This is a genomic window from Succinivibrio dextrinosolvens (assembly GCF_900116345.1).
Lineage (GTDB): Bacteria > Pseudomonadota > Gammaproteobacteria > Enterobacterales > Succinivibrionaceae > Succinivibrio > Succinivibrio dextrinosolvens_B.
Window position 1 is genome coordinate 1 of record NZ_FPAH01000005.1, and the last position, 23,092, is coordinate 23,092.

Below are 23,092 nucleotides of genomic sequence, written 5' to 3' on the forward strand. Positions count from 1 at the left end.
TCTTAGAATACTTGAGCAGAAACTAAACGAGAAGATGGGAAGGATTATCCCTATTCAGCAGCTAATCTCAACACTGCGCAAAATGCAGATCACCTCAATCGACAAGTACTACACAGGCACCTATACCAGAACTGATATTACTGATGGTTTATATGATTTGATGGGAATGAGATTTGACTGTGAACTACTCACAAAAGGAAAAATTGAGACCGCTAAAAAAATTTCAAAAAAGTTTTAAAAAATTTATAAATCTCAAAAATATTGCTACTTTTAAAGTTATTAACTCTTTGAAGTTAATAACTTTTTAACTAAAAACTGTCAAAGACAAGATACAGTTAAATCCAATAAAAAAGGCACCCTGAAAACAGGATGCCTCAAAACGTTAGTATGGAAAATTTATAACTGGATTATTTTGATGATAAAGCTTCACCAATCTCTTCAAGAGTTCTGCCCTTGGTCTCTGGCATCATGATTGCGCACCAGATAATCTGAACAATCATCATCAGAGCGAAGAAGCCGAACATGAAGCCTGCGTCAAAGTTAGCAATTGCGATTGGGAACAGCAGAGTCAGACCTGCAGCGAATACCCAGTGAGTTGCTGAACCTAATGACTGACCTGCAGCACGCTGATCGTTAGGGAAGATTTCAGAGATGAATACCCAGATGATGGTGCCTGAACCGATTGCGTGAGAAGCAATGAAGGTAATCATACAGATAAGAACCAGAGTACTTACTGAACCTAGTGAAGATGAAGCCTCATGCTTAACCTGAAGAGCGATATCACGAACTTCAGCTAATGACTCACCGTCAAATGCAACCTTAGTACCGGTGTAAGAAGCTTTCTGAGTTGAATCAGATAGCTTCTTCTTGGCGGTTTCGAAAGCAACTTCAGCCTTTGACTTATCTTCAGGGGTGAAGAATACAGTCTCGTTGTTCATGTTGATTAACTGCTCTGCAGTTGAAGCGGTATCAATTGCGTTTGAAACAACCTTAAGCTCTTCGAAGTGGAAGAATGCATAGGTACATACTGACAGAGAAGCGATATAGCCAACGCAACCAATCAGAAGAAGGGTCTTACGACCTAGAAGGTCAATTAAGCGAATACCGATGAAGGTAGCAATCAGGTTGGTAACACCAAGAGCGATTGAAGCTGCAACAGGATCTTCGATACCTGCTAGGCCTAACAGTCTTGGAGCGAAGTAAAGAATAATGTTAATACCTGATAACTGGTTGAATGCAGCAATTAAGAATGCAAACAGGATTGGATACTTTAATCTCTTTGAGAAGAACTTTGAAGCAGACTGCTTTAACTTGCCTTCCTCTGCTGCTGAGGCCTTAACGGTTGCAACTAACTCGTTTAACTCACCATCAGACATTTCTGGGTTGATTAAAGAGAATACCTTCTTACCTTCAGCATCGTTCTTAGCGTCAACAATTAACCAGCGTGGTGACTCTGGTAGAGAGAAACACATGATGGTATATAGAATTGATGGGATAACCTGAATACCCAGCATCCAACGCCATGCAGACTCATCTGGAGCAATGTTAGCGATAACATAGTTAGAGAAGAATGCAATCAGAATACCGAATACGATGTTGAACTGGAACAGACCGGTTAATTTACCTCTATCACCAGCAGGTGAGATTTCTGAAATGAATAGAGGTGCTGCAATTGTTGAAATACCAATTCCTAGACCACCGATGAAACGGAAGATAAAGAATGATGATACGTTCCATGCAACAGCAGAACCAATAGCGCCTACTAAGAATAGAACACCGTTGAAGATAAGGGTCTTTTTTCTACCATATTTAGCAGTAGGAATACTACCGAAAATAGAACCTAGAACGGTTCCCCATAGTGCAGCAGAAATTGCTAGACCATGCATGGAGCCAGAAAGCGACCATAACTGCTGAATTTTGCTTTCAGCACCTGAAATAACTACGGTATCAAAACCGAATAAGAAACCTGCGAGAGCTGAAGTTATAGCCCACAGTAAAAGTTTTTTGTTCATTTAAATTTTTCCTTTGTCCTTACGTCCGCGCTTGCGGTGCAAAAATTTGCGATAAGAATAATGCCATAACACGATTTATAAAAAAATCATTCCTTTCACAAAAAGTTATGCAAAATTTTGCAATCACATAAAAAACTGCATAATCCTCTTAAATATTCAGCAATTAACCAATTGTATGTAGTTATCTATATAAAGCAGTATTCTAGAAGATTAAAAATAACTATATGAAAAATAAAATAATAATACAAAATGCGCCATCTTGATCCTTAAATAACCAACATAGTGCACAATTGAAAGTTGTCTTGCTGATTATTAAAATTTGCTTCTGCTTATAAGTTATGTATAATATGTAAAATGCAAAAAATTGCATAATGTAATTTGATACCTCTCAAAGATTAGGATTTTTTTCAACACAACAAATTTTTTCATTTATATAATCTGCGAGGTAATTTGGGGTAAAAAAATAAAAACTATGGTTAATATTTCACAGATAGCTGAGCATCTTGGAATTTCACCTTCCACAGTTTCCAGAGCATTGAAAAAGCCAGATATGGTTTCTCTTGAAACCAGACACAAGGTTTTAAATGCCGCTGAAAAGATGGGCTATCTTCAGAAGTTGAGGGATGATATTACTGTTGCATCCTCAAGCAAGCTGATTGGAGTTATAGCTGCAGATCTGACAAATTCATTTTCCAATGCAATTGTTAAATCTGTTACTGACTATCTGGACTCTAAGAATTATTCGGTTATTGTCGGCTGTAACTATGAGCATAGCTCACTAGAGGCAAAGATTTTAAAGCAGTGGGCGCCTCTTAATTTACGAGGTCTGATCATCATGCCTACTGCAAAATTTAGCAAAACAGTTGCAAATGATTTTATAGATATGCCTGTTGTTCTGGTTGACAGACATATAGATGAGCTGAATTTTGACAGCGTCATCGAAGATAACATGGGCGGTGTTCAGCAGGCACTTGAGTATCTTCAGGAACTTGGCCACGAGAAAATCGCTTTTATATCTGGCTCCAAGAAGGTTTATACCTTCTCACAGAGATGTGCCGGAGTAGAACAGAGTGGAGTTAAGGCAGAAATTCATGAGATTATTGCCGACTCCTATGAAGAATTGTTTGTCGGAGCCTTTGAGCAGACAAATATTTTAATGTTGAGAGCTAAAAGCAGTCGACCAACTGCAATTGTCGGAGCAAATAACGCAATTACTTCCGGAATTCTTTATGCTCTAAACCTTAAAGGCTTCAAGATCCCTAATGATGTCTCAGTGGTTTCATATGGTGACAGTAACTGGTGTCGTTTTTATCCGACTCCTATTACTTCTGTATGTCAGCCTGTTGATGAAATGGGAAGAATGGCTGCCAGTATGGTTCTAGAGCGCATCAACGGCAGCAAAGAAAAGATTAATAACGTGTGTTTAAAATCCATGCTGCTGCGTAGGGCTTCCACTTCAAGTCCAAACGCAGACTAGTATGGATCCTTTTTAGGATATTTGATTTTCTGAACAACACATGAGGTTAGGATAAAAATTTTCGGTCTGAGAGTTTACTCATTAAAGGTAATTCTTGGCAGCATCAGTTTTTAACAGGAGATAAATGATGTTAGATTTTTCTAAATTCAAAGGTAAAAAAGTAAAGTGCGCTGGTCTTGGCGAAGTGCTGTTTGATGTATTCCCTACCGGACCAAAGATCGGTGGAGCTCCTGCAAACTTTGCTTATCACTGCAGACAGAACGGCTTAGAGTCCCTGGCAATCAGTTCTGTTGGTACTGATTCTTTAGGTTTTCAGGCTCGCAATCTTCTAGCTGCAAGATTTTTACCTGCTCTTCTGATTGAAAATACAAAGGAAACAGGTGCTGTAAATGTTGATTTAACTGATGACGGTGTTCCTACCTATACCTTTGTTGAAGATACTGCCTATGACAATATTCCTCTTACAGAAACAGCTCTTGGAATTGCAAGACAGCTTGATTTAATGTGCTTCGGATCTTTAGCTCAGAGAGGAACTGTTTCTCACAAGACCATTATGGCTCTTCTAGATGCAATGCCAAAGGGTTCACTTCGTGTATTCGATGTAAATCTGCGTCGTAACTACTACTCAAGAGAGATCATCGAGGCTTCCTTAAAGAGAACCGAGATTTTCAAGTGTAACGAGGATGAGCTTCCAATTCTTTGCGAGTTTGCAAGATTACAGGAAAAGACTGCAAAAGCCTACTATGAGTATTTAAAGAGCCTGGGCATCTACTGTTTCATCTTCACTGAAGGTGCTTCTCAGAGTACAGTATTCTTAAATGACGATATTTCAGTTCTTCCAACTCCTAAGGTTGAAGTTGTAGATACTGTTGGCGCAGGTGATTCCTTCACTGCAACCTTTATCAGCCGCCTAATGCAGGGCGATTCTCTGGTTCAGGCTCATGAGAAGGCTGTTAAGATTTCAGCTTATGTCTGCACTCAGGCTGGTGCAATGCCTGATATGCCAGCAGAGCTGTTTGCATAATTTCATAGAAAATTTCATACAATTCCGGGGCCTCATCTCTAATGAGGCCTTTTTTTAATAAATCTCTCATCTCTATTTTGAAAGCGTTTCCTATAGATTTGATCTTGTCCGTTAAGATCAACCTGAAAAAAGTGAATCAATCCCAGTTCTAATGAATCATCCTATAAGGAAAATATTATCAATTTTAGTGAATCGGGTAACATATTCTTGAAAAAAACACTTTTATTTGCTAAAAAATAAAACATCTGTAAAAAAAACATCAGTTTATTGTTACAATACAGGTGTCTCTTGCAAAAGTGACAGCGGTGGCTTTTTGTCATCAGAAAAATAATTGATAAGGGAAGAAGGTAAATCAGCGGTTACAGCTGAATCCCTATCTTCGAGATAGCCCGATAAAATAAATATAACTAGGGATTTAACATGGCTAAAGTACAATCACTTCAAGATCCATTCTTAAACGCATTACGTAAGGAACATATTGTCGTTTCAATTTACCTTGTAAATGGAATCAAGCTGCAGGGACAGGTTGAATCATTCGATCAGTTCGTGGTTCTGTTAAAGAATCAGGTAAGCCAGATGGTTTATAAGCATGCTATTTCTACCATCGTTCCAGCTCGTGCAGTTAATATCTCAACTGGCGACGAGAAAGAAGAAGAAAATCAAGCTGCAGAATAAGCATTTTGTTCAATTTGAGACTGATTCATAATGCCCAAACAAGAGTTTGAGTCGTTAGGCTCGACGCTATTAGTGCATGTTGAGTTAACTCAGATTCAATCACAAGAAGACCTAAAAGAGTTACATCTTCTAGCAGAATCTGCATTAGGCGATGTTGTTGAGAGTGTTTCTTGCAAAAGAGATGCTCCGGATCCTAGCACCTTTATCGGCTCAGGTAAGGTTGAGGAAGTGGCATCGCTTGTCAATGCACTAGAAGTTCAGACTGTAATCTTTAACAATAGTCTAACTCCCGCCCAGGAAAGAAATCTCGAAAAAGCTTTCGGCGTAAGAGTGATGGATAGAGTCGCTCTTATTCTTACCATTTTTGCTCAAAGAGCGCGTACCTATGAAGGTAAACTACAGGTTGAACTTGCTCAGCTTCAATATGAACAGGCCCGTCTGGTCCGTGGGTGGACCCACCTTGAACGTCAGAAGGGAGGTTTCGGTCTTAGAGGCGGTCCAGGTGAAACCCAGATTGAGCTTGATAGACGTGCCTTAAGAGAACGAATCGCCGCAATTAAAAAGTCACTTGCTGTAGTGGCCTCAAGACGTGAGCAGAACCGAAGTCTCAGAAAGAAAAACGCTATTCCTGTTGTTTCTTTTGTAGGTTATACAAATGCCGGAAAATCTACATTGTTTAACCGACTGACAAATGCTCAGGTTTATGCTGCAAATCAGCTGTTCGCAACTTTGGATCCTACACTAAGAACAATTGAACTTCCTGTGGTTGGAAAAACGGTTTTAGCTGATACCGTAGGTTTTATCAGACACCTTCCTCATGATCTGGTTGCTGCATTCAAAGGCACCCTGGAAGAAACCGCTCAGGCAGATCTTCTAATGCACATTGTGGATGCTTCTGATGAAAGAAAGGAATCAAACATTGATGCTGTTAATGCGGTATTAGATCAGGTTGGAGCCTCAGAGGTAAAGACTCTGATTGTTTATAACAAGGCTGATCTTGTAAAAGACTGCGCAAACAGCATTATAAGAGATGAAACCGGTAAACCTACCCGAGTCTATGTAAGTGCAAAGACCGGATGGGGAATTGATAATTTATTATCAGCGGTTAGTGAATTATTATCTGATAATTTATGTGAATTTACTGTTAAGATAGGAGCTGAAAATGGAAGATTACGAAGTCTTTTATATGCAGCAAAGTCAGTTGATTCAGAAAATTATGATGAAGAGGGCTTTGCAGTTCTCAATATAAGAATTACAGCGGTTGAAGCTTCTATTATAGATAGCAAAACCAACGGTGAACTTTCACTGTGCTGTTCATCCCTGGAAAAACCATGGATAAAAAGTAACGAATTCGATTTTGACTCAGTGAATTAGAAACTATGGAAAATAATAAAGATCTAATGGGCTGGAATGCTCCTGGCTCAAACAATTCTTCAGACGAAGATAAGCAGAAAAATACCGACCCTTGGGGCCGTACTGTAAAACGCAACAATGATCCTGTCCAGGAGATTCTTAATCTTCTGAAGAATTTCCTTGGTGGCAAAAAAACAGGATCTGGCGGCAGTTCAAAACAGGATAAGCCAAGTTTCAATATGATTGGCCTGATTGTTGCCGTGATTCTTGGTTTTTACATTTTCAGCGGCTTTTATACCGTAAGGGAAGCTGAAAAAGGTGTAGTACTGCGTTTTGGTAAGGTTTACAACGTTGTTGATTCCGGTTTGAGATGGAAATTCTCCGGTATTGATACTGTAAATGTTGTAGATATTGAGCAGGTTCGTTCAATTCAGTCTTCAGGTACTATGCTTACTGAGGATGAGAATGTGGTTATCGTGGAAATGGATGTTCAGTACAGAATTTCCGATCCTGTTAAATACCTGTACTCCGTTGTAAATCCAGATAATACACTTTTAGAGGCTACCGACAGTGCCTTAAGATATGTTGTCGGTCATACTCTGATGGATGATATTCTTACTTCAGGAAGAGAGCTTGTTAGACAGGCTACTCGTGAACTTCTGACCTCTATCATCGAGCCATATAATACCGGTCTTACCATTGTTGATGTTAACTTCCTTCCAGCCAGAGCTCCTGAACAGGTAAAAGAAGCCTTCGATGATGCTATTGCTGCACAGGAAGATGAGCAGAGATACAAGCGAGAAGCTGAGGCTTATGCCAACGAGGTTCTGCCAAAGGCTGAAGGTCAGGTTCAGAGAATCAGACAGGAAGCTGAAGGTTACCGTTCACAGGTGGTATTAAAGGCTGAAGGTGAGGTTGCAAGATTCGAGAAGGTTCTCCCAGAATACAATGCAGCTCCAGATATCACCAAGACCAGAATTTATCTTGAAACCATGCAGGAAGTACTGGGCAAATCTCAGAAGATCCTGCTGGATACTCCTAAAGGTTCATCTCCTGTTCTGTATCTTCCACTTCCTCAGAATGCTATGCAGCAGCTTCCACAGAAGCCAAAGGCTCAAGAGGACAGTGCCAGCGTAAATTCAAAGGATCTGTCAGATAACAAGGAAACTTTATCTGTAACTGAGTCATATCCTCCTCTAACAGGAAATTCTCAGAACTCATACGGAACTTCATCAAGAAGGGGAAGATAATGAATAAGAATACTTTAAACATCTCTCTGATTCTCATATTTGTTCTTGCTTTTATCGGCTTTAACAGTCTTTATGTTGTAACTGAAGGCACTAAGGGAATCGTTACCAGATTCGGTAAGGTTGTAAGAGACTCTGAAGGTAAACTCCAGATTGTTGATCCTGGCTTACATTTAAAGGCTCCTTTTATCGATCAGGTAAAGGCTCTGGATGTAAAGATTCAGACCATCAGCTCATCTGCTGACAGATTTGTTACCTCCGAGAAGAAGGACGTTATCATTGATTCTTACGTTAAGTGGCAGATCCTTGATGCTGCAACCTATTACCTGACAACTGCCGGTGGTAACAAGATGCAGGCAGAGGAATTGTTAAGAAGAAGAATTAATAACTCCCTGAGAAGTCAGATTGGTAGGCTTACAATTCATCAGATTGTTTCCGGTCAGAATTCAGGAAAGAATCAGGCGACAGAAGAAGAGAATGTCTTTGATTCAAGTGATTCGGAAGTAGTTGCTGTTGCAAGTCAGTCAAAGCGTGATGAAGTTATGCAGAATGCTTTAAAGGATATTGGTGCATCAGCCAAGGCTCTGGGTATCAAGATTGTAGATGTTAGAATTAAGCAGATTAATCTTCCTCCAGAGGTTTCAAACTCAATTTATCAGCGTATGCGTGCAGAACGTGATGCAGTGGCAAAACTTCACAGATCACAGGGTAGAAAAGAGGCGGAAGCCATTAAAGCCCACGCAGACAGAGAAGTTGTGGTTAAAATTGCTGAGGCTGAGCGTCAGGCCAGAACTCTTCGAGGTGAGGGCGATGCAGAGGCTACCAGAATTTATGCTCAGGCCTATAAACAGAATCCTCAACTGTTTGAATTCCTGAGATCAATGGATGCCTATAAGAAGTCAATGACATCCGGCAAGGATGTCCTAGTACTGAAGCCAGACAGCGAGTTCTTCAAGTACTTCAATGACGCAAATGGTGCAAAAGGCACAAATTAATCACATGCCTAAATCATTTTTGTATAATGGTTTAGGTATTTTTTTTGACAATTACATGGAACGAGGATAAAAACAAATGCCTAATAATGTTATTGTGCTTGGTACACAATGGGGCGATGAAGGTAAAGGTAAGATCGCTGATTTGTTGACTTCAAAAGCTAATATTGTTGTTCGCAGTCAGGGTGGCAACAACGCTGGACACACTCTGGTTGTTGGTAACAAAAAGGTAGTTGTAAGACTTGTTCCTTCAGGAATTCTGCACAAGGATTGTCTGTGTCTTATCGGCTCAGGTGTTGTTGTAAATCCAGGTGCTTTATTCGAAGAAATTGAAGAATTAAATAAGGCCGGAGTTGAGAATGCTGAAGGCAGAATCAAGATCTCCGGTGCTTCTGCACTGCTTCTTCCTGTTCATCCTGCAATTGATAAGGGCGCAGAGAAGCTAAGAGGCAAGAGCGCTATCGGAACTACTGGTAGAGGAATCGGTCCTTGTTATGAGGATAAGGTTGCCCGTCGTGGTTTAAGAGTTGGCGATCTGTATGATATGGAAAACTTCAAGGAAAGACTGAAGACTTTACTTGAGTACAGAAACTTCCAGTTAAAGAATTACTACCATGAGCCAGAAGTAAGCTATGAATCTGTTCTTGAATACATTGAAGGTATTCGTGACAGATTACTTGCTATGGTTGATGATGTATCTCTAATCCTTGCAAACGGCCGTCGTGACAACAAGAAGATTCTATTCGAAGGTGCTCAAGGCACTTTCCTGGATATCGATTATGGTACCTACCCATATGTTACTTCTTCAAATACTGTAGCTGGTGGCTGTGTAACCGGTTCAGGTGCAGGTCCTCTACATATCGACTATGTATTAGGTATTGCTAAAGTTTATACTACCCGTGTTGGTGGCGGTCCATACCCAACTGAGCTGAATGATGAAATCGGCGAAGGTATCCGCAAGCGCGGTGCTGAGTTTGGTGCTGTTACCGGCAGACCTCGTCGTACCGGCTGGTATGATGCAGTTGCAATGCGCAGAGCTGTAACTATCAACTCTTTAACCGGTTTAGCTCTGATGAAGATGGACGTTCTGGATGGCATGGATGAGCTTAAGATCTGTACAGCTTACAAGTTAAAGGATGGCACAATCAGTCAGCTTCCTCCTCTGTCTGCTCATGAGTATGAGGGCGTTACTCCTGTTTATGAGTCAATGCCTGGCTGGAAGGAGTCAACCTTTGGTATCACCAAGTGGGACGATCTGCCAGAGAATGCAAAACATTACATCAAGAGACTAGAAGAGCTGTCTGGTGCTAAGGTTGCAATTCTGTCAACCGGTCCAGAAAGAGATCAGACTATCTACTTAGATAATCCTTTTGATTAGGATTTGATTAAATAAAAACGAAAAAAAATCAGGTCATTTGACCTGATTTTTTTTTCGCCGTTTTCTGTGATTTTCTAACCGAAAAACTGCAGAAACATTGTAATTATAAAGGCGTTCACAAAGTCGATGAATAAAGCTCCCACCATTGGCACCACGAAGAAAGCCTTAGGTGAAGGTCCATTACCCCCAGTGAAGGTGGACATATTTGCCATGGCATTTGGTGTTGCTCCCATGCCGAAACCACACTGACCAACGCAGATTACTGCAGCATCATAATCCTTACCCATAATTCTGAAGGTCACGAAGTAGGCAAACAGAGCCATGACAATTGTCTGAACAAGGAGAATGGTAAACAGTGGTATTGCCAGATCGATAAGCTCCCACAGTCTCATGGTCATAAGCGCCATTGCCAGGAAGTACTGCAGGGAAAGACTTCCGATTACATTAATGGTTCTGATAGGAATATGTTTTCCCTTAAGATCAAAATAGTTACGAATAATTGAGGCTATAATCATTGGTCCGATATAAGCAGGTAGGATTACGCCGATATTCTTCAGCCCTGTGATGATAAAACTTCCTAGTACCATTGAAATAATAATATAAGCACATCCTGTCATAAGATGAGACTCATTCATGGTCTTTTCTTCAGGAGTGAGCTTACCTTCTACCATATCTGTATTTGTGGACGTTATATCTGAGGTCTTGCAGTGGTATTTAGCGATAAGTCTCTCACCAACAGGACCTCCAATAATGGAACCTGCTACCAGTCCAAATGTAGCTGCGGCAATTGAAACTGTCAGTCCGGCATCAAGACCGTATCTCTGGAGCTCAGGACCAAAGGCAGCAGATGTACCGTGACCACCAGTCAGAGGAATTGATCCTGCTGCCATTCCCAGCAAAGGAGATTCTCCGAATAGCTCAGCGATTCCGACACCTATACCGTTCTGAATAACAATCAGAATAATTGAGCTGCAAAGAAACAGCACTACTCCCAGACCACCGTTTATAAGCATTCTGAAGCTGGCGGTAAAGCCGATGGTGGTAAAGAACGCAATCATCAGCAGGTTTTTGAGCTGTTCATCATAGGTAAAGTTAAAGGTATGTGTCTGGTGGCCTATGAGGGTAACAATAGAGAATACGATTCCGCCTAAAACTGGTGAAGGAATAAAGTATTTGGTCAGGATAGGGAAGATTTTCTTTATATAATGTCCAATACACAGCAGGATAACAGCCAATCCGAGAGTCATGGTCATATTAAGATCATAGGTATATAAAAAGGTTGTTTCTTGCATTTTGAATTCCTGAGTAAGAAAAGATCCTGCTTATAAATAAAAGTTTAATGCCTGAATAGAAAATGTACAAAAAATCAGTTTGTTCTTGTTGCAGCCTTTAGGGCAATCGCTTCAAGACTTCTTATGTACTGTGATTGAGGTAAGATTGTAAGTGCTTTTTTCGCCTTTTCAACAGCAGCTAAAGCAAAATCTTTTGATTTTTGGATGGAATCTGTCTTGTTGATAAAGCTAAGAACAGAATCAAGATTAACGTTTCTGATTGCCTCCTCAAGAATCTGTCTTTCATCAGAAGAACAACTCTGTAAGGCAAGAATCAGGGGGAGAGTAATTCTTCCGTCCTCAAGATCTTCTCCGATATTCTTTCCAAGTGTATCTGAAGAGGAAGTGTAGTCAAGAATATCGTCAGCAACCTGAAATGCAATTCCAAGCTGTTTACCATATTCCTGAAGTGCTGCGATAACTTTATCGGATTCGCCACTTAGAATAGCTGCGCCGGCAGTTGCCAGTTCAAACAGAGCTCCTGTCTTGCAGTAAATAGTCTGTTCATAGTCAGGAATTGAAATATTAAGATTTCCCTGAGTATGAAGCTGTTTGATTTCACCGGATACTAAAGATGCCAGAGTATTATTCAGCATATTGCCGATTCTCTGATTATTTATGTCATGGATACAGAAGAAACATCTGGTGAAAAGGTAATCACCAGCAAGAACGGCGGCATGATTGCCGTCAGTCTCATTTAAAGTTGCTTTTCCTCTTCTTACAGTTGCCTTGTCAATCACATCATCGTGAACAAGAGTTGCGGTATGTAGAAGTTCTGTAGCTGCAGCAAAATTCAGTATGGATTTTTTTTCACCCTTATCACCTAAAGCGTGCCATGCCATAAGTGATAACATTGGTCTGATTCTTTTTCCACCGGACTTGACGACTCTCAGGCACATCTCATTAATCGATGCTTCATAAATTGAGTCTGTCAGTACAGACGATAAAATTCCTTCAACGGAATCTAAATCCTGCTGAATAATAATGTCTTGGTTTTCCATGCATTTCTCTCTATTATCAACAGTATTGTATCATCATATTAATTTTCAATTAATAAATTTCTTGAAATTAATCTTATTTAGAATTAAAATTCGTAGCGCTTTTATAGGTCAGTTAATACAAATCTTTTTTTCTCTGTATTAATGGAAGCTTCAAGTCAGAAATATTAATTGTGAGTCTATTTGAAATAGACTTGCTTTTTATTCTTATTGTCTGTAAAATAATGACCCATTATGGCCCTAGAGGGCAAAGTTTTGTTTGATTGCGGGAGACGAACTCCTGCATTTATTCGGAGTTTGAGCATGTACGCAGTTATTTTTTGCGGCGGCAAGCAGCACAAGGTTTCAGAGGGCGACGTGCTAAGCGTTGAGCTTCTAAATGCTGAGGCTGGCAGCGATATCGAACTAGATAAAGTTCTATTAGTATCAGATGGCACCAACATCAAAGTTGGCGCTCCTTACATTGATGGCGCTAAGGTTACCGCTAAGGTATTAGGCGCACACGGTGGCGAGAAGATTAAGATTGTTAAATTCCGTCGTCGTAAGCACCACCAGAAGGTGACCGGTCACCGTCAGTGGTTTACCGATTTACAGATTACTGGTATTAATCAGTAATATTAGGAGAAAACTGAAATGGCACACAAGAAAGCTGGTGGCTCATCACGTAACGGCCGTGACTCACAAGGTCAGCGTCTAGGCGTTAAGGCTTATGCTGGTGAAGTAGTTACCGCAGGTAGCATCATCGTTCGTCAGCGTGGTACTCATTTCCATGCAGGTGCAAACGTTGGTTTAGGTAAGGATGACACTCTATTTGCTAAGGCAAATGGTAAGGTTACCTTCGTAACTCGTGGTTCTAAGGGCCGTAAGTTTGTTGAGATCGTTGAGACTCAGCAGTAATTCTTAAGAGTTACAATAAAGAGGCTCGCTCCGGCGGGCCTTTTTAGTCTGTACAATAGGTTTTCTTTAGTTGTGGCTGCTGTTGCCACCTAGAAATCAGGAGGATAGTCAGGTGAAATTCGTTGATGAAGCCGTGATCCGAGTAGAAGCTGGTGATGGTGGTAATGGCATTGTCAGCTTCAGAAGAGAAAAATATATTCCTCGCGGTGGCCCAGATGGTGGCGACGGCGGAGATGGCGGTAACGTATATTTGCGTGCCGATACCAATCTGAATACCCTCGTTGATTTCAGATTTACAAAATTCTATAAAGCTGAGCGCGGTAAGAATGGCGGAACTTCCGACTGTACCGGTGCAAAAGGTGAAGATAAGGTATTACTGGTTCCTGTGGGAACCCGTGTAACAGACGTTGCAACCGGTGAGGTTATCGGTGATCTTCGTAAAGAGGGGGATGGGCTGTGTGTAGCTCGTGGCGGTCGTCATGGTTATGGTAATACTCATTTTAAATCAGCAACCAATCAGGCTCCTAGACAGAAGACAAACGGTACTCCAGGTGAAAGAAGACAGTTAAAACTGGAAATGCTGCTTGTGTCAGATGTTGGTCTGGTTGGACTGCCTAATGCAGGTAAGTCTACCTTTGTGCGTTCTGTTTCAGCGGCTAAGCCAAAAGTTGCCGACTATCCATTTACCACACTTGTTCCTTCTTTAGGTGTAGTTAAGACCTCGGAGGGAAGATCCTTTGTAATTGAGGATATTCCTGGTCTGATTGAAGGCGCATCTGAAGGTGCAGGCTTAGGTCATCGTTTCTTAAAGCATCTTGAGCGCTGTCGTGTGCTTGTTCATCTTGTAGACGTTCATCCTGTTGATGAGTCTGATCCTGTTGATAACGTAATGGTTATTGAAAACGAGATTAAACAGTATGCTCATGAACTATACAATAAGCCTCGCTGGCTTGTTGCAAACAAGGTTGATCTTGGCACTGAGGAAGAGGCTAAGGAAACTCTTGAACGTATTATTGAAGCTGTTGAGGTTAAACCAGAGAGAACCTTTATTATTTCCGGCTTAAACAAGACTGGCGTTCCTGAGCTTCTATATGCTCTGCAGGATCTTGTTGATGAGGTTAAACTCAAGGAACAGCAGGAACCTGAGAAACCTAAGGCTGATAACTTTGTTTGGACTGAACCTGAACTTCCTGAAAATCGTTTTGACGATGACGACGATTTTGATGATGAGGAAGATGGTCCAGAATTCATTTATAAGGCATAAAAATGGCAGATATTCAGATAATTGTTGCACTTGCTGATAACTACGTGATTGGTAATAAAGGAGAGATTCCTTGGCATTTATCTGAAGATCTAAAACATTTTAAAGCAATCACAACAGGTCACCCTGTAGTGATGGGCCGAAGAACTTTTGAGTCAATCGGAAGAGTTTTACCCAACCGTCTTAATATTATGGTCAGCTCAACTTTTGATAAGAAGGTTGAAGGTTTGGTTGTGGTTAAGAGTCTTAATGAAGCTATAGATCTTGTTGGAGATAAGACTCTAATGGTTATTGGCGGAGCCCGTATGTACGAGGAGGCTCTTCCTTTAGCCTCAGTACTTCATTTAACTAGAATCAGAAAAACTGTAGAAGGGGATACCAGATTCCCAGATTTCTCTTCATATCCTTTTAAACTGGATTCAAGCGAATCTTTCTTCTCTGAAAGTTGTGGTTTTGAATACGTATTTGAAACCTGGAAAAGAGCTTAACTAGTTTTCTTCATCGAACTGAATTCGATCTTTACGCCTGATTTCACTGTAGTTTTTTTACCGTTATCTACACACAGGCAGGTTAGCTTATTTCCCCAGACACAACCTGTATCCAGTGCAATAATATTTTTTTCATTACATTCTGCATTTAGTGCTGCCCAGTGACCAAATACCAGAGTATAGGCAGTATTTCTATACATGTATGGTTTTCCATATTTAAACCAAGGATACAGATGATCTTTTTCTGCTTCTTTTAATGAGCAGTCAGAATGACCATAGTCAAGGTTCATTTTCTTATCACAGAGTCTCATTCTTGTGTAGGCATTAACAATGAATCTCCAGTAGTTTAGGTCACTACTTTCGAGTTCTTTTGTATAACATACGGGGTGATCTGCGTACATATTGGCTAAAAATAGCTTTCTTGAAACAGGATCTGCCAGTACATTTGAAAAGATATTCGAGTGTTTCTGTGCCTCTTCAAGATCCCACATAGGATAAACTCCGGCGTGACTTACAGCGAGCTTTCTGTTTTGATCAATGTATAGCAGTGGAGTTGAATAGTAGAACTGCAGGTAGAGATCCAGTTTATCTGAGGCTAGTAATCCCTCAAGATTATCTTTTTTTCTTGCAGTATGGAAACCGGCAGCAATCGCCAGAAAATTCAGATCGTGATTTCCAAGGACACAATGAATCTTATCTGGGAATTTCTGTTTGAGATTTATGATTGTATCAAGAGTTTTTTCAGGGTGAGGACCTCTGCCGATAAGATCACCTGTCAGATAAAGCTCATCTTTACTTGCATTAAAGTCGATTTTATGCAGAAGTTTTGAAAATTCATCATAACAACCGTGGAGGTCGCCAAATACATATGCTGACATTTTTTCCTCAAATTGACCTGTTCTGATACTAAAACAGGATTTTTTAAACAAAATATTGGTATATTTTAGTATTTCTCCTCAAAAACGCAAATTTTGCTTTTGTTGTAATATTTTGAGAAATATGTTGATTATTTGCTAATTTTGGTTGAAAAAATCAATAATTTTCGGAGGATTACTGGTTATTTCTCCATTTAAAAACATATCTACAATCCTGTCATCAAAGAGGTTATAGATAACTCTTAGTGTCTGGGGAGTCCAGTCATCGGATAAAAAGAGTTTTCCGTTACCTTTCTGTTCATGACAGAGCAGCTCTTTACCGTTGTCATACATTCTGATGATTTTTATAAGATCTTCAGTAGCCTTTATAACTGCTTTATTTGCTACATCATGCATGGAATCGCCACTTTCAAGTTTAGGCAGACTCTGATGAAGTATTTCTCCTCCATCAAGCTTGTGAGTGAGACGATGAATCGTAATGCCTGCCCAGTTCGGTCTCAGCATATAAAATGGCCAAAAAAGGGTGGTATTTCCTTTAAACCATGGAGATAGTCCACCATGTATATTGAAATTATCTCCGTTGTGAAGGCTCAGAATCTTATTATCTAGCTTATGTATTCCGTAGGAAATCATAAGATCTGCCTTTAAATTATCAACAAAACTGAAGGTCTTATCTGAATTCAAATCCTTGAAGTTTACCTCTAGGAAAGGGATCTGCGCTTTAAAAACAGAAGGCTCTATCTGTGTGAAAAATTTACTCTCAGACTCAGATCTTTTTTTAAAGTGAAGAATGAAATTCTTTTTATCAAGATCTGAAAGTTCCGCAGGAGGCAATGGCTCGAAATTTTCCCGAAGCTCCATTACCATACCCGCAAGAAGATTCTGTTTTAACAGTTCATTGGCAACGTACAGATGTCTCGGATGAGAGCCGCAGAGAAGCACAACTTTTTTCATGATTTAAATCCTTATATTTTCCGAATCAGACCTTTTTCTTCAATAATATCCGCAACTGTCTGAAGTTCAGTGCAGCTGCATCCTAGTCTTTTGGCAATATAGCTCAGAGGCTTGGTTCCATCACTGTAATTGAGAATGAACATTACTCTTCTGATAAAGTTTGGATTATTTATAACTTCATTCATGCTGGAATCATTTCTGTTTCCGTTAGTGTTAACACCTGGGTATAAATCGTAATCTCCAAGCTTAACTTCTCCGTTTGGATAGTTGTTCTGGTAGTACCTTTCTTTTTCGTGGAGAAGTAATAGATTCTCAAGATAGTTGCATGAATCTTCCAAAGACTCAATTCCCATAAGCTCTTTATTATCAAGAGAGGTATGATATTCTGGATAGGTACCGTAGACCTTTCTTGCAATCTGGGACACCGGAAGATTTAGTCCGGTAGAACAGTACTGTCTTTCATCGGAACCACAGGAAGGATCAAAGCGTTCTACTCTGATATGTCGTTTATCTTGAGGAATACAACGTTTCCAGAATTCTGAATAGGTGCCGTCGTTGATTCGATCAACTAGAAGGTCGAAAGGCGAGTCTTCATTTCTTGACTGTTTCAGTCTGAATGTATCCTGCAGTCCTCCAAGACAAGTTAAGACAAGCCCTGCAAAAGTATTGGCTTTTAAGCTATCATAGTGATCTGATAAATATGCTATAGAGCCTATAGTTTCGGGATTGATCAGAAATCTGTAGGAGAAATGGCGGTGTTTCCATTTCTTTATTCTCTGATAAAGCATAGCCTGAACAATTGGTCCGCTTAATTCATTGTTTGCCATTGAGGGATGACACAGATATGCTGATATCAGTATTTCTTTGTTTGATTCGCCTTCAAGAAGACAGTCTCCAACTACCAGCTCGCCGTCCGTAAATTCGCTATTAATACAGGCATGATATATCCCATCAGTCAGAGATCTTAACTGCTTCTGCGACATGCAGAATCCCCAGTTAGCTCTGTAATAGGATGTTGTATACGGTATTGCATCCTCAAGCTGCGGAGAAACATAAATATGTTTTTTTAATTCTTCAAGAGTAATGAAATCATCAAATGGCTGGGAATAATTTACTACATGCAGGTTGTTGTATTTAAAATCGATAATTCTGTTTTTATTCTGATCCTCTATATATGCTTCGTGAATAACCCATTCCTTTGGTATTTTCCAATTTAGAACCTGTTTACCTGTAGGGTAGGATATATGGTGAAAAGGTATATATTCACACAGGATGTTAAGGGATTTTCTGTATCCTTCTCCAAGAAGACTTCTGTTTAAAGGGAATAGCCGGTCAAAAAGGCTATTAATCTCATTGATATTATTCAGATTTTTTTTCATTATTTTTTGGGGATTGCTAAAAGCTGGAAATACCTGTTTGTCCACGGTCGATTTTAACAATAATCCGGCTTTAATATTTTGTTTTCTGTATGTTTTTTTAATAATTTTCTTTAAATTTGGAAAAAATAGATACCTTAGAAACATTGACTGATTTTTTTTAAGTAAAATGAGTTCTTGAAAAACGAAAAGGACACAAATAATGCCATTTATCAAGAAAAGTTTTATTACGGAAAAGCTTCTACCTAATGTTGCTATTGAGAAGTTGATTAATAATTATGTGCAGCTAAAAAAAGCTGGTTCAAACTATACCTGCTGCTGTCCTTTTCATCATGAGAAAACTCCTTCATTCAGTGTTACCCCATCTAAACAGATGTTCTACTGCTTTGGCTGCAAGGAACATGGTAACGTCATTGATTTTGTAATGAAATACAAAAATCTTGGTTTTGTTGAGGCAGTGGAAGAAGTTGCTCAGTTTGCTGGATTCGAAGTTGAATACGATAAGTCATCTTCCCATTCTAAAGACGAGTATGACAGGCTAAAGGAATACTATGAGCTTATGGACAGGTGTGCCTCCCTGTTTTCTGTTTGCCTGAAATCTCCGGAAGGTCAGGTCGGTTACAATTATTTTAAAAACAATAGAGGCCTTTCTGATGAAACTATTCAGAAATGTCGACTTGGTTTTGCTCCTGCCAATCCAAGATTCCTTCAGGATGCAATCTGCAAAAATCCAGGAGATGAGAAGAAACTGCAAGACCTTGGTCTGCTTGTTCAGGGCCAGTACGGTGTTCATGCCATGTATCGAAATAGGGTAATGATCCCTATCTTTGATAAGAGAGGACGTATTATTTCTTTTGGTGGCAGAACCATGGGCGATGATAAGCCTAAATACATGAATACCAAAGAAACTGCTATCTACAGAAAAAGACAGGAACTCTTCGGTCTGTATGAAAGTCTTCTTTCAAATAACAACCGACCACAGCGTCTAGTGGTTGTGGAAGGATACATGGATGTAATCTCAGTCCGACAGGCGGGCTGCTCCTATGCAGTGGCCTCTCTGGGTACAGCAACTACTCCAGAGCAGATTCAGACCATGTTCCGTTATACAGACAGAATTGTTTTCTGCTATGATGGCGACAGTGCTGGTAGAGATGCCGCATGGCATGCTTTACAGCTTATTACTCCAATTATGCAGGAAGGTAAGGAGATTAGCTTTGCTTTTCTTCCTCCTGAACACGATCCTGATTCTCTGGTAAGAGAAAAGGGACTTGATGCTTTTATAAAGTTTCTTGATGAGGCAATGAGCTATCCAGAATTTCTGGTGCTGCACAATTCACAGTCCTTTAATCTGCAGGATCCGAATGAACTATCCATTTTTATAAACAATTCAATAAAACTCATTGCTCAGATTCCATTATCTGCAGTGCAGATGGTGTGCATCAAGCTATTATCAGGTCCATCCGGAATATCTGAAAATCAGCTTTATGACATGCTCAAGGATAATAAGGATTCTGTAAAAATAACCAAGAGTGAACCAAGATTTGTCTCTGAATCTTTCAGTAACGAAAAGAAAGCTGATTCAGGAGATATTCTGAAGACTCCAATGAGAAAGCTTATGGCCTTTATTGTGCAGCAGCCGATTGTTGTATCATCCGTATATCATGAGTTTGCCTTAGATACCTTTGTTTCTCTGTGCAGGCGAATGGATGTAAACGGAAGTTCTCATCTGGAGGGAATTCTGCAGCTAATCTCAGAGAATCCAGAAATAACTCCTGCAAACTTTATCGAAATAACCCGCGGAACTGAATATGAAAAAACAGTACGTTTTTTAATGGATGCTCCATTAAATCTTGTTACTACCACAGGCGCGGAACTTCCTTTCAATGACAGAATTGATTATTTTGCGGTACTTTTAGGTGATGTGTTACTTAAACCTCTGAGAGAGCGTGCTCAGATGCTGAAGATTCAGCTCTCTCAGGGTAATCCGAATGCTCTTGAGGAACATGGAGCTATTCAGAGAATAATCAGAAATTATCAGAAATAGATGATGTCAAACGGTGAGAAAACATTGCCGGAGCACAACAATAGCCGGCTAATTCCTTGACTGATAAAAATAAAATATGTAAAATAGTTCCTCGAAATATGGCCCATTAGCTCAGTTGGTCAGAGCAGACGACTCATAATCGTTTGGTCTCCCGTTCAAGTCGGGAATGGGCCACCATCCTTTTCTAAACTATTCTGATTATTTCTTCTCTAGTACTGACGGACATTTGCTCTTGCTGTCTTTTGTAGCTGTTACGTAATGACCGTTTTCTTCAACCATCACTGTGCCGTTTGAACTTCCTGACACAATACGAACCTTTTTTCCTACCCCGTACTTACAGGAGAAAGGCATATCGATAATCATAGGTCCATTCTCGGTCTCAACAGTCATTCTTACACCGTCAGTTCTGTCTGCAAGCATGGAATATCCTTTTCCTGCAAGAAGACCTGCTCCGGCTCCTACCAGGGTTCCTGTGGTATGACCATTAATCAAATTGCCGGCAATTGCTCCTGCAACACCTCCCATTACAGCATTTGTTGAAGAATCCTGCTGCTTGTTATCCATATCTATAGATTCAATATCTGTAATTGTGCCCTCATAATAAGTATTAACAGCGCCTGCTTCGGTGGTTGGATTGGTACAACCGTTTAGAATCAGGATGGATGATGCAATAGCGATTGCTGGTAATGATAATTTCTGCTTCATGATCTTAAGTCCTTGTAATATGTTCTTGTTGAACGTTAGTTTAGGAATATTATCTCATTTTTGATAAAATCGTTTCTGTGTAAAAGTAGAAAAAATGTTCAGTATATGTCTAAGAAAAGTATAGTCTATAAGATGTACGATTGTCCTTGTCAGATCGTAATTTCTGAGGTTAATTCCTTTGGACAGGGGATTGCCTACTATGAAGATAGCGAGATCTACGTTGAGGGGGCTCTTGAAGGTGAAGAGCTTCTTGTTGAGATCGGTGCTCCCTTTGCTAACGGTTCTAAAAGAAGACCTGGGAAAATTATATCTTTTGTCAGAAAATCAGAAGACAGAGCTGAGAATTTCAACGAATTAGAACATCCTTCCATATATGCCTACGGTCATATGACTTATGAGGCATCCTTAAGAAAGAAAAAACAGGATATCATGGCTGCGGTGAAGAAGGCAGGCTTGTCTGCTGACCTTGTAGAGGGGATGCAGTCCTGTGACATTTCCAAACCATCAAGATTTAAATCCATAAGACATTTTGCTCTTGATAATGACAGGATAATCAATGGGTTCTATAAAAGCCGTTCTCATGATGTTATTGAGATAAGCTCATCTAAATTTGAACCAGCATGGTTTTCAGATTTTGCCAATAAATTATGTTCAAAACTGACTGAAAAAAAGGTTTCCGTATATGATGAACTTTCCGGCAGAGGGGAGCTGAGAGCTCTTTTTCTAAGAGATACTATTGAGGGTAAATTATGTACTCTGATTGTATCCTCAAAGGCATCAGAGGAATTAAAAAATACATATCTAAATATTGCCAGACAGTTTGCTATTGATTCCGTATACATCAATGTTAATTCCGAGAAAGGGAACAGAATTCTAGGGGATACAACTTATCTTGTAGCTGGCAGAGAAAAGGTTGAACTGCCTTTATGCGGCTATAGATATGCTGCAGGTCCTCATACCTTTTTACAGGTTAACTATCCGATTGCCAAACTGCTGTATGAAGAGGCCGTCCGCTGGTGTGGAGTTGACAAAGAATCAGTTGCTCTTGATTTATGCTGTGGCGTTGGCACTATGTCTTTATGTCTTTCTCCATCATTCAAAGAAGTTCATGGGATTGAAATAGTTGAGGATTCAATTATTGCGGCAAAGGATAATGCCAAGCTTAATGGCATCGATAACGTATTCTTTGAGGTTGCGGATATTACCAGAGGTATTCCGGATTATCTGAAGAATAAGTCTATTAAAGCTATTATCTGTGATCCTGCCAGAGCCGGTATTGGCGATAAGGCCTGTCTTCAGTTATGCAAGCTGAAGTCTCCGCTTAAACTTGCCTATATTTTCTGCTCTCTGACCGCGCTTTCCAAAGATCTGAAGTCTCTCTGCTCAAACGGATTTAAAGTTAAAGCCGTCAAGGGATTTGACATGTTTCCATTCTCTTCACATGTTGAGACTATCTGTCTTCTGGAAAAGAGTTAATTCCTTCCAACTGGAGAAGTTTTTTCTTAATTGCTAGACCTCCTGAGTATCCGGTAAGTTTGCCTCCGTTTCCCAGGACACGGTGGCAGGGAATGATTATTGATACATGATTGTGTCCAACTGCGCCTCCAACAGCCTGAGCTGACATATGTTTTAGACCCTGTTTTACAGTCAGACTTTTTGCAATTTCTCCGTAGGTTGTAGTTTGTCCGTAAGGAATTCTTAACAATTCCTTCCAGACTTTTTCCTGAAAATCAGTTCCTTTCAAGGAAATCTCCGGTATGAAGTCAGGACATTTGCCCTCAAAATACAGATCTAGCCACTTCTTTGTTAGAGCGAAGACAGGGATATCTTTTACTGTGAAGTCATCTCCTAGAGTGTCAGCATAGTTTTTCTGCCTCTCAATCCAGAGTCCTATAAGACTATTCCCGTCACTTGCGAGAGTAAGAGTGCCAAGAGGAGAATCATAGTAGTCAGCAAAGTGCATTGTGGTCATTTTTCAATAGATGAGAATTGTTATTTTTTTTTA

22 protein-coding genes and 1 tRNA gene are annotated in these 23,092 nt (G+C 40.0%); 15 read left to right on the forward strand and 8 right to left on the reverse strand.

The features are described from left to right. Positions 1-238, forward strand: a 238-nt coding sequence (locus tag BM308_RS13300; RefSeq protein ID WP_177214400.1) for a hypothetical protein, incomplete at its 5' end; no start/stop codon positions are given. A 169-nt stretch (positions 239-407) separates the two neighbouring features. On the opposite strand, the gene BM308_RS02445 is transcribed toward BM308_RS13300, so the two are convergent. Further along, complete coding sequence (locus BM308_RS02445) at positions 408-2,012, reverse strand: sugar porter family MFS transporter (RefSeq protein ID WP_074942710.1); 1,605 nt, start codon at positions 2,010-2,012, stop codon at positions 408-410. A gap of 472 nt (positions 2,013-2,484) precedes the next feature. On the opposite strand from BM308_RS02445, the gene BM308_RS02450 reads away from it, so the two are divergent. The 7 genes from BM308_RS02450 (at position 2,485) to BM308_RS02480 (ending at position 10,158) form a co-directional block, all read left to right on the forward strand. Then, positions 2,485-3,489, forward strand: coding sequence for a LacI family DNA-binding transcriptional regulator (locus BM308_RS02450; protein WP_074942711.1), 1,005 nt, complete (start codon positions 2,485-2,487; stop codon positions 3,487-3,489). A gap of 124 nt (positions 3,490-3,613) precedes the next feature. Next, positions 3,614-4,513, forward strand: a complete 900-nt coding sequence (locus BM308_RS02455) for a carbohydrate kinase family protein (protein WP_083425407.1) — start codon at positions 3,614-3,616, stop codon at positions 4,511-4,513. 420 nt (positions 4,514-4,933) lie between these two features. Further along, positions 4,934-5,188 (forward strand): RNA chaperone Hfq, encoded by a 255-nt coding sequence (gene hfq, locus BM308_RS02460; RefSeq protein ID WP_074942713.1) that lies wholly within the window; start codon positions 4,934-4,936, stop codon positions 5,186-5,188. A 30-nt stretch (positions 5,189-5,218) separates the two neighbouring features. Further along, the gene (gene hflX, locus BM308_RS02465) at positions 5,219-6,562 is read left to right on the forward strand and encodes a ribosome rescue GTPase HflX (RefSeq protein WP_074942714.1); all 1,344 of its coding nucleotides are present in this window, start codon (positions 5,219-5,221) and stop codon (positions 6,560-6,562) included. Positions 6,563-6,588: 26 nt separating this feature from the next. Next, positions 6,589-7,791: an FtsH protease activity modulator HflK gene (gene hflK, locus BM308_RS02470; RefSeq protein ID WP_074942794.1), complete on the forward strand. Its 1,203-nt coding sequence runs from the start codon at positions 6,589-6,591 to the stop codon at positions 7,789-7,791. Next, the gene (gene hflC / locus BM308_RS02475; RefSeq protein ID WP_074942715.1) at positions 7,791-8,783 is read left to right on the forward strand and encodes a protease modulator HflC; all 993 of its coding nucleotides are present in this window, start codon (positions 7,791-7,793) and stop codon (positions 8,781-8,783) included. The genes hflK and hflC overlap by 1 nt, the downstream gene beginning before the upstream one ends. 76 nt (positions 8,784-8,859) lie before the next feature. Then, positions 8,860-10,158, forward strand: coding sequence for an adenylosuccinate synthase (locus BM308_RS02480; protein WP_074942716.1), 1,299 nt, complete (start codon positions 8,860-8,862; stop codon positions 10,156-10,158). Positions 10,159-10,232: 74 nt separating this feature from the next. On the opposite strand, the gene gltS is transcribed toward BM308_RS02480, so the two are convergent. Together gltS and BM308_RS02490 are read right to left on the reverse strand one after the other, a co-directional pair. Further along, a complete protein-coding gene (gene gltS / locus BM308_RS02485) occupies positions 10,233-11,450 on the reverse strand; it encodes a sodium/glutamate symporter (protein WP_074942717.1) in 1,218 nt (405 codons plus the stop codon). A gap of 74 nt (positions 11,451-11,524) precedes the next feature. After that, positions 11,525-12,490, reverse strand: coding sequence for a polyprenyl synthetase family protein (locus BM308_RS02490; protein WP_074942718.1), 966 nt, complete (start codon positions 12,488-12,490; stop codon positions 11,525-11,527). Between the two features lie 300 nt (positions 12,491-12,790). Between BM308_RS02490 and rplU the strand changes: the two genes are divergently transcribed. The 4 genes from rplU to BM308_RS02510 all read left to right on the forward strand — a co-directional run bounded on the left by rplU (position 12,791) and on the right by BM308_RS02510 (position 15,133). Beyond that, complete coding sequence (gene rplU / locus BM308_RS02495) at positions 12,791-13,102, forward strand: 50S ribosomal protein L21 (protein WP_074942719.1); 312 nt, start codon at positions 12,791-12,793, stop codon at positions 13,100-13,102. Positions 13,103-13,120: 18 nt separating this feature from the next. After that, positions 13,121-13,384, forward strand: coding sequence for a 50S ribosomal protein L27 (rpmA, locus tag BM308_RS02500; protein ID WP_031491644.1), 264 nt, complete (start codon positions 13,121-13,123; stop codon positions 13,382-13,384). Between the two features lie 112 nt (positions 13,385-13,496). Beyond that, positions 13,497-14,648, forward strand: a complete 1,152-nt coding sequence (cgtA, locus tag BM308_RS02505) for an Obg family GTPase CgtA (protein WP_074942720.1) — start codon at positions 13,497-13,499, stop codon at positions 14,646-14,648. 2 nt (positions 14,649-14,650) lie between these two features. After that, positions 14,651-15,133, forward strand: a complete 483-nt coding sequence (locus tag BM308_RS02510; protein ID WP_074942721.1) for a dihydrofolate reductase — start codon at positions 14,651-14,653, stop codon at positions 15,131-15,133. On the opposite strand, the gene BM308_RS02515 is transcribed toward BM308_RS02510, so the two are convergent. The 3 genes from BM308_RS02515 to BM308_RS02525 form a co-directional block, all read right to left on the reverse strand. Continuing rightward, the gene (locus tag BM308_RS02515) at positions 15,130-16,011 is read right to left on the reverse strand and encodes a symmetrical bis(5'-nucleosyl)-tetraphosphatase (RefSeq protein ID WP_074942722.1); all 882 of its coding nucleotides are present in this window, start codon (positions 16,009-16,011) and stop codon (positions 15,130-15,132) included. The genes BM308_RS02510 and BM308_RS02515 overlap by 4 nt on opposite strands. A gap of 135 nt (positions 16,012-16,146) precedes the next feature. Beyond that, the gene (locus BM308_RS02520; protein WP_074942723.1) at positions 16,147-16,962 is read right to left on the reverse strand and encodes a formyltransferase family protein; all 816 of its coding nucleotides are present in this window, start codon (positions 16,960-16,962) and stop codon (positions 16,147-16,149) included. Between the two features lie 11 nt (positions 16,963-16,973). Next, positions 16,974-18,341 (reverse strand): DUF4910 domain-containing protein, encoded by a 1,368-nt coding sequence (locus tag BM308_RS02525; protein WP_074942724.1) that lies wholly within the window; start codon positions 18,339-18,341, stop codon positions 16,974-16,976. A gap of 199 nt (positions 18,342-18,540) precedes the next feature. On the opposite strand from BM308_RS02525, the gene dnaG reads away from it, so the two are divergent. Both dnaG and BM308_RS02535 read left to right on the forward strand, forming a co-directional pair. After that, positions 18,541-20,382: a DNA primase gene (dnaG, locus tag BM308_RS02530; RefSeq protein ID WP_074942725.1), complete on the forward strand. Its 1,842-nt coding sequence runs from the start codon at positions 18,541-18,543 to the stop codon at positions 20,380-20,382. 100 nt (positions 20,383-20,482) lie between these two features. After that, positions 20,483-20,559, forward strand: a tRNA-Ile gene (locus tag BM308_RS02535). A gap of 21 nt (positions 20,560-20,580) precedes the next feature. On the opposite strand, the gene BM308_RS02540 is transcribed toward BM308_RS02535, so the two are convergent. Next, positions 20,581-21,087, reverse strand: a complete 507-nt coding sequence (locus BM308_RS02540; protein WP_074942726.1) for an outer membrane lipoprotein — start codon at positions 21,085-21,087, stop codon at positions 20,581-20,583. A 105-nt stretch (positions 21,088-21,192) separates the two neighbouring features. On the opposite strand from BM308_RS02540, the gene rlmD reads away from it, so the two are divergent. Next, positions 21,193-22,563, forward strand: a complete 1,371-nt coding sequence (rlmD, locus tag BM308_RS02545; RefSeq protein WP_083425408.1) for a 23S rRNA (uracil(1939)-C(5))-methyltransferase RlmD — start codon at positions 21,193-21,195, stop codon at positions 22,561-22,563. Here rlmD and BM308_RS02550 read toward each other — a convergent pair. Then, positions 22,538-23,059 (reverse strand): methylated-DNA--[protein]-cysteine S-methyltransferase, encoded by a 522-nt coding sequence (locus BM308_RS02550; RefSeq protein WP_306704884.1) that lies wholly within the window; start codon positions 23,057-23,059, stop codon positions 22,538-22,540. The genes rlmD and BM308_RS02550 overlap by 26 nt on opposite strands. Positions 23,060-23,092 lie beyond the last annotated feature (33 nt).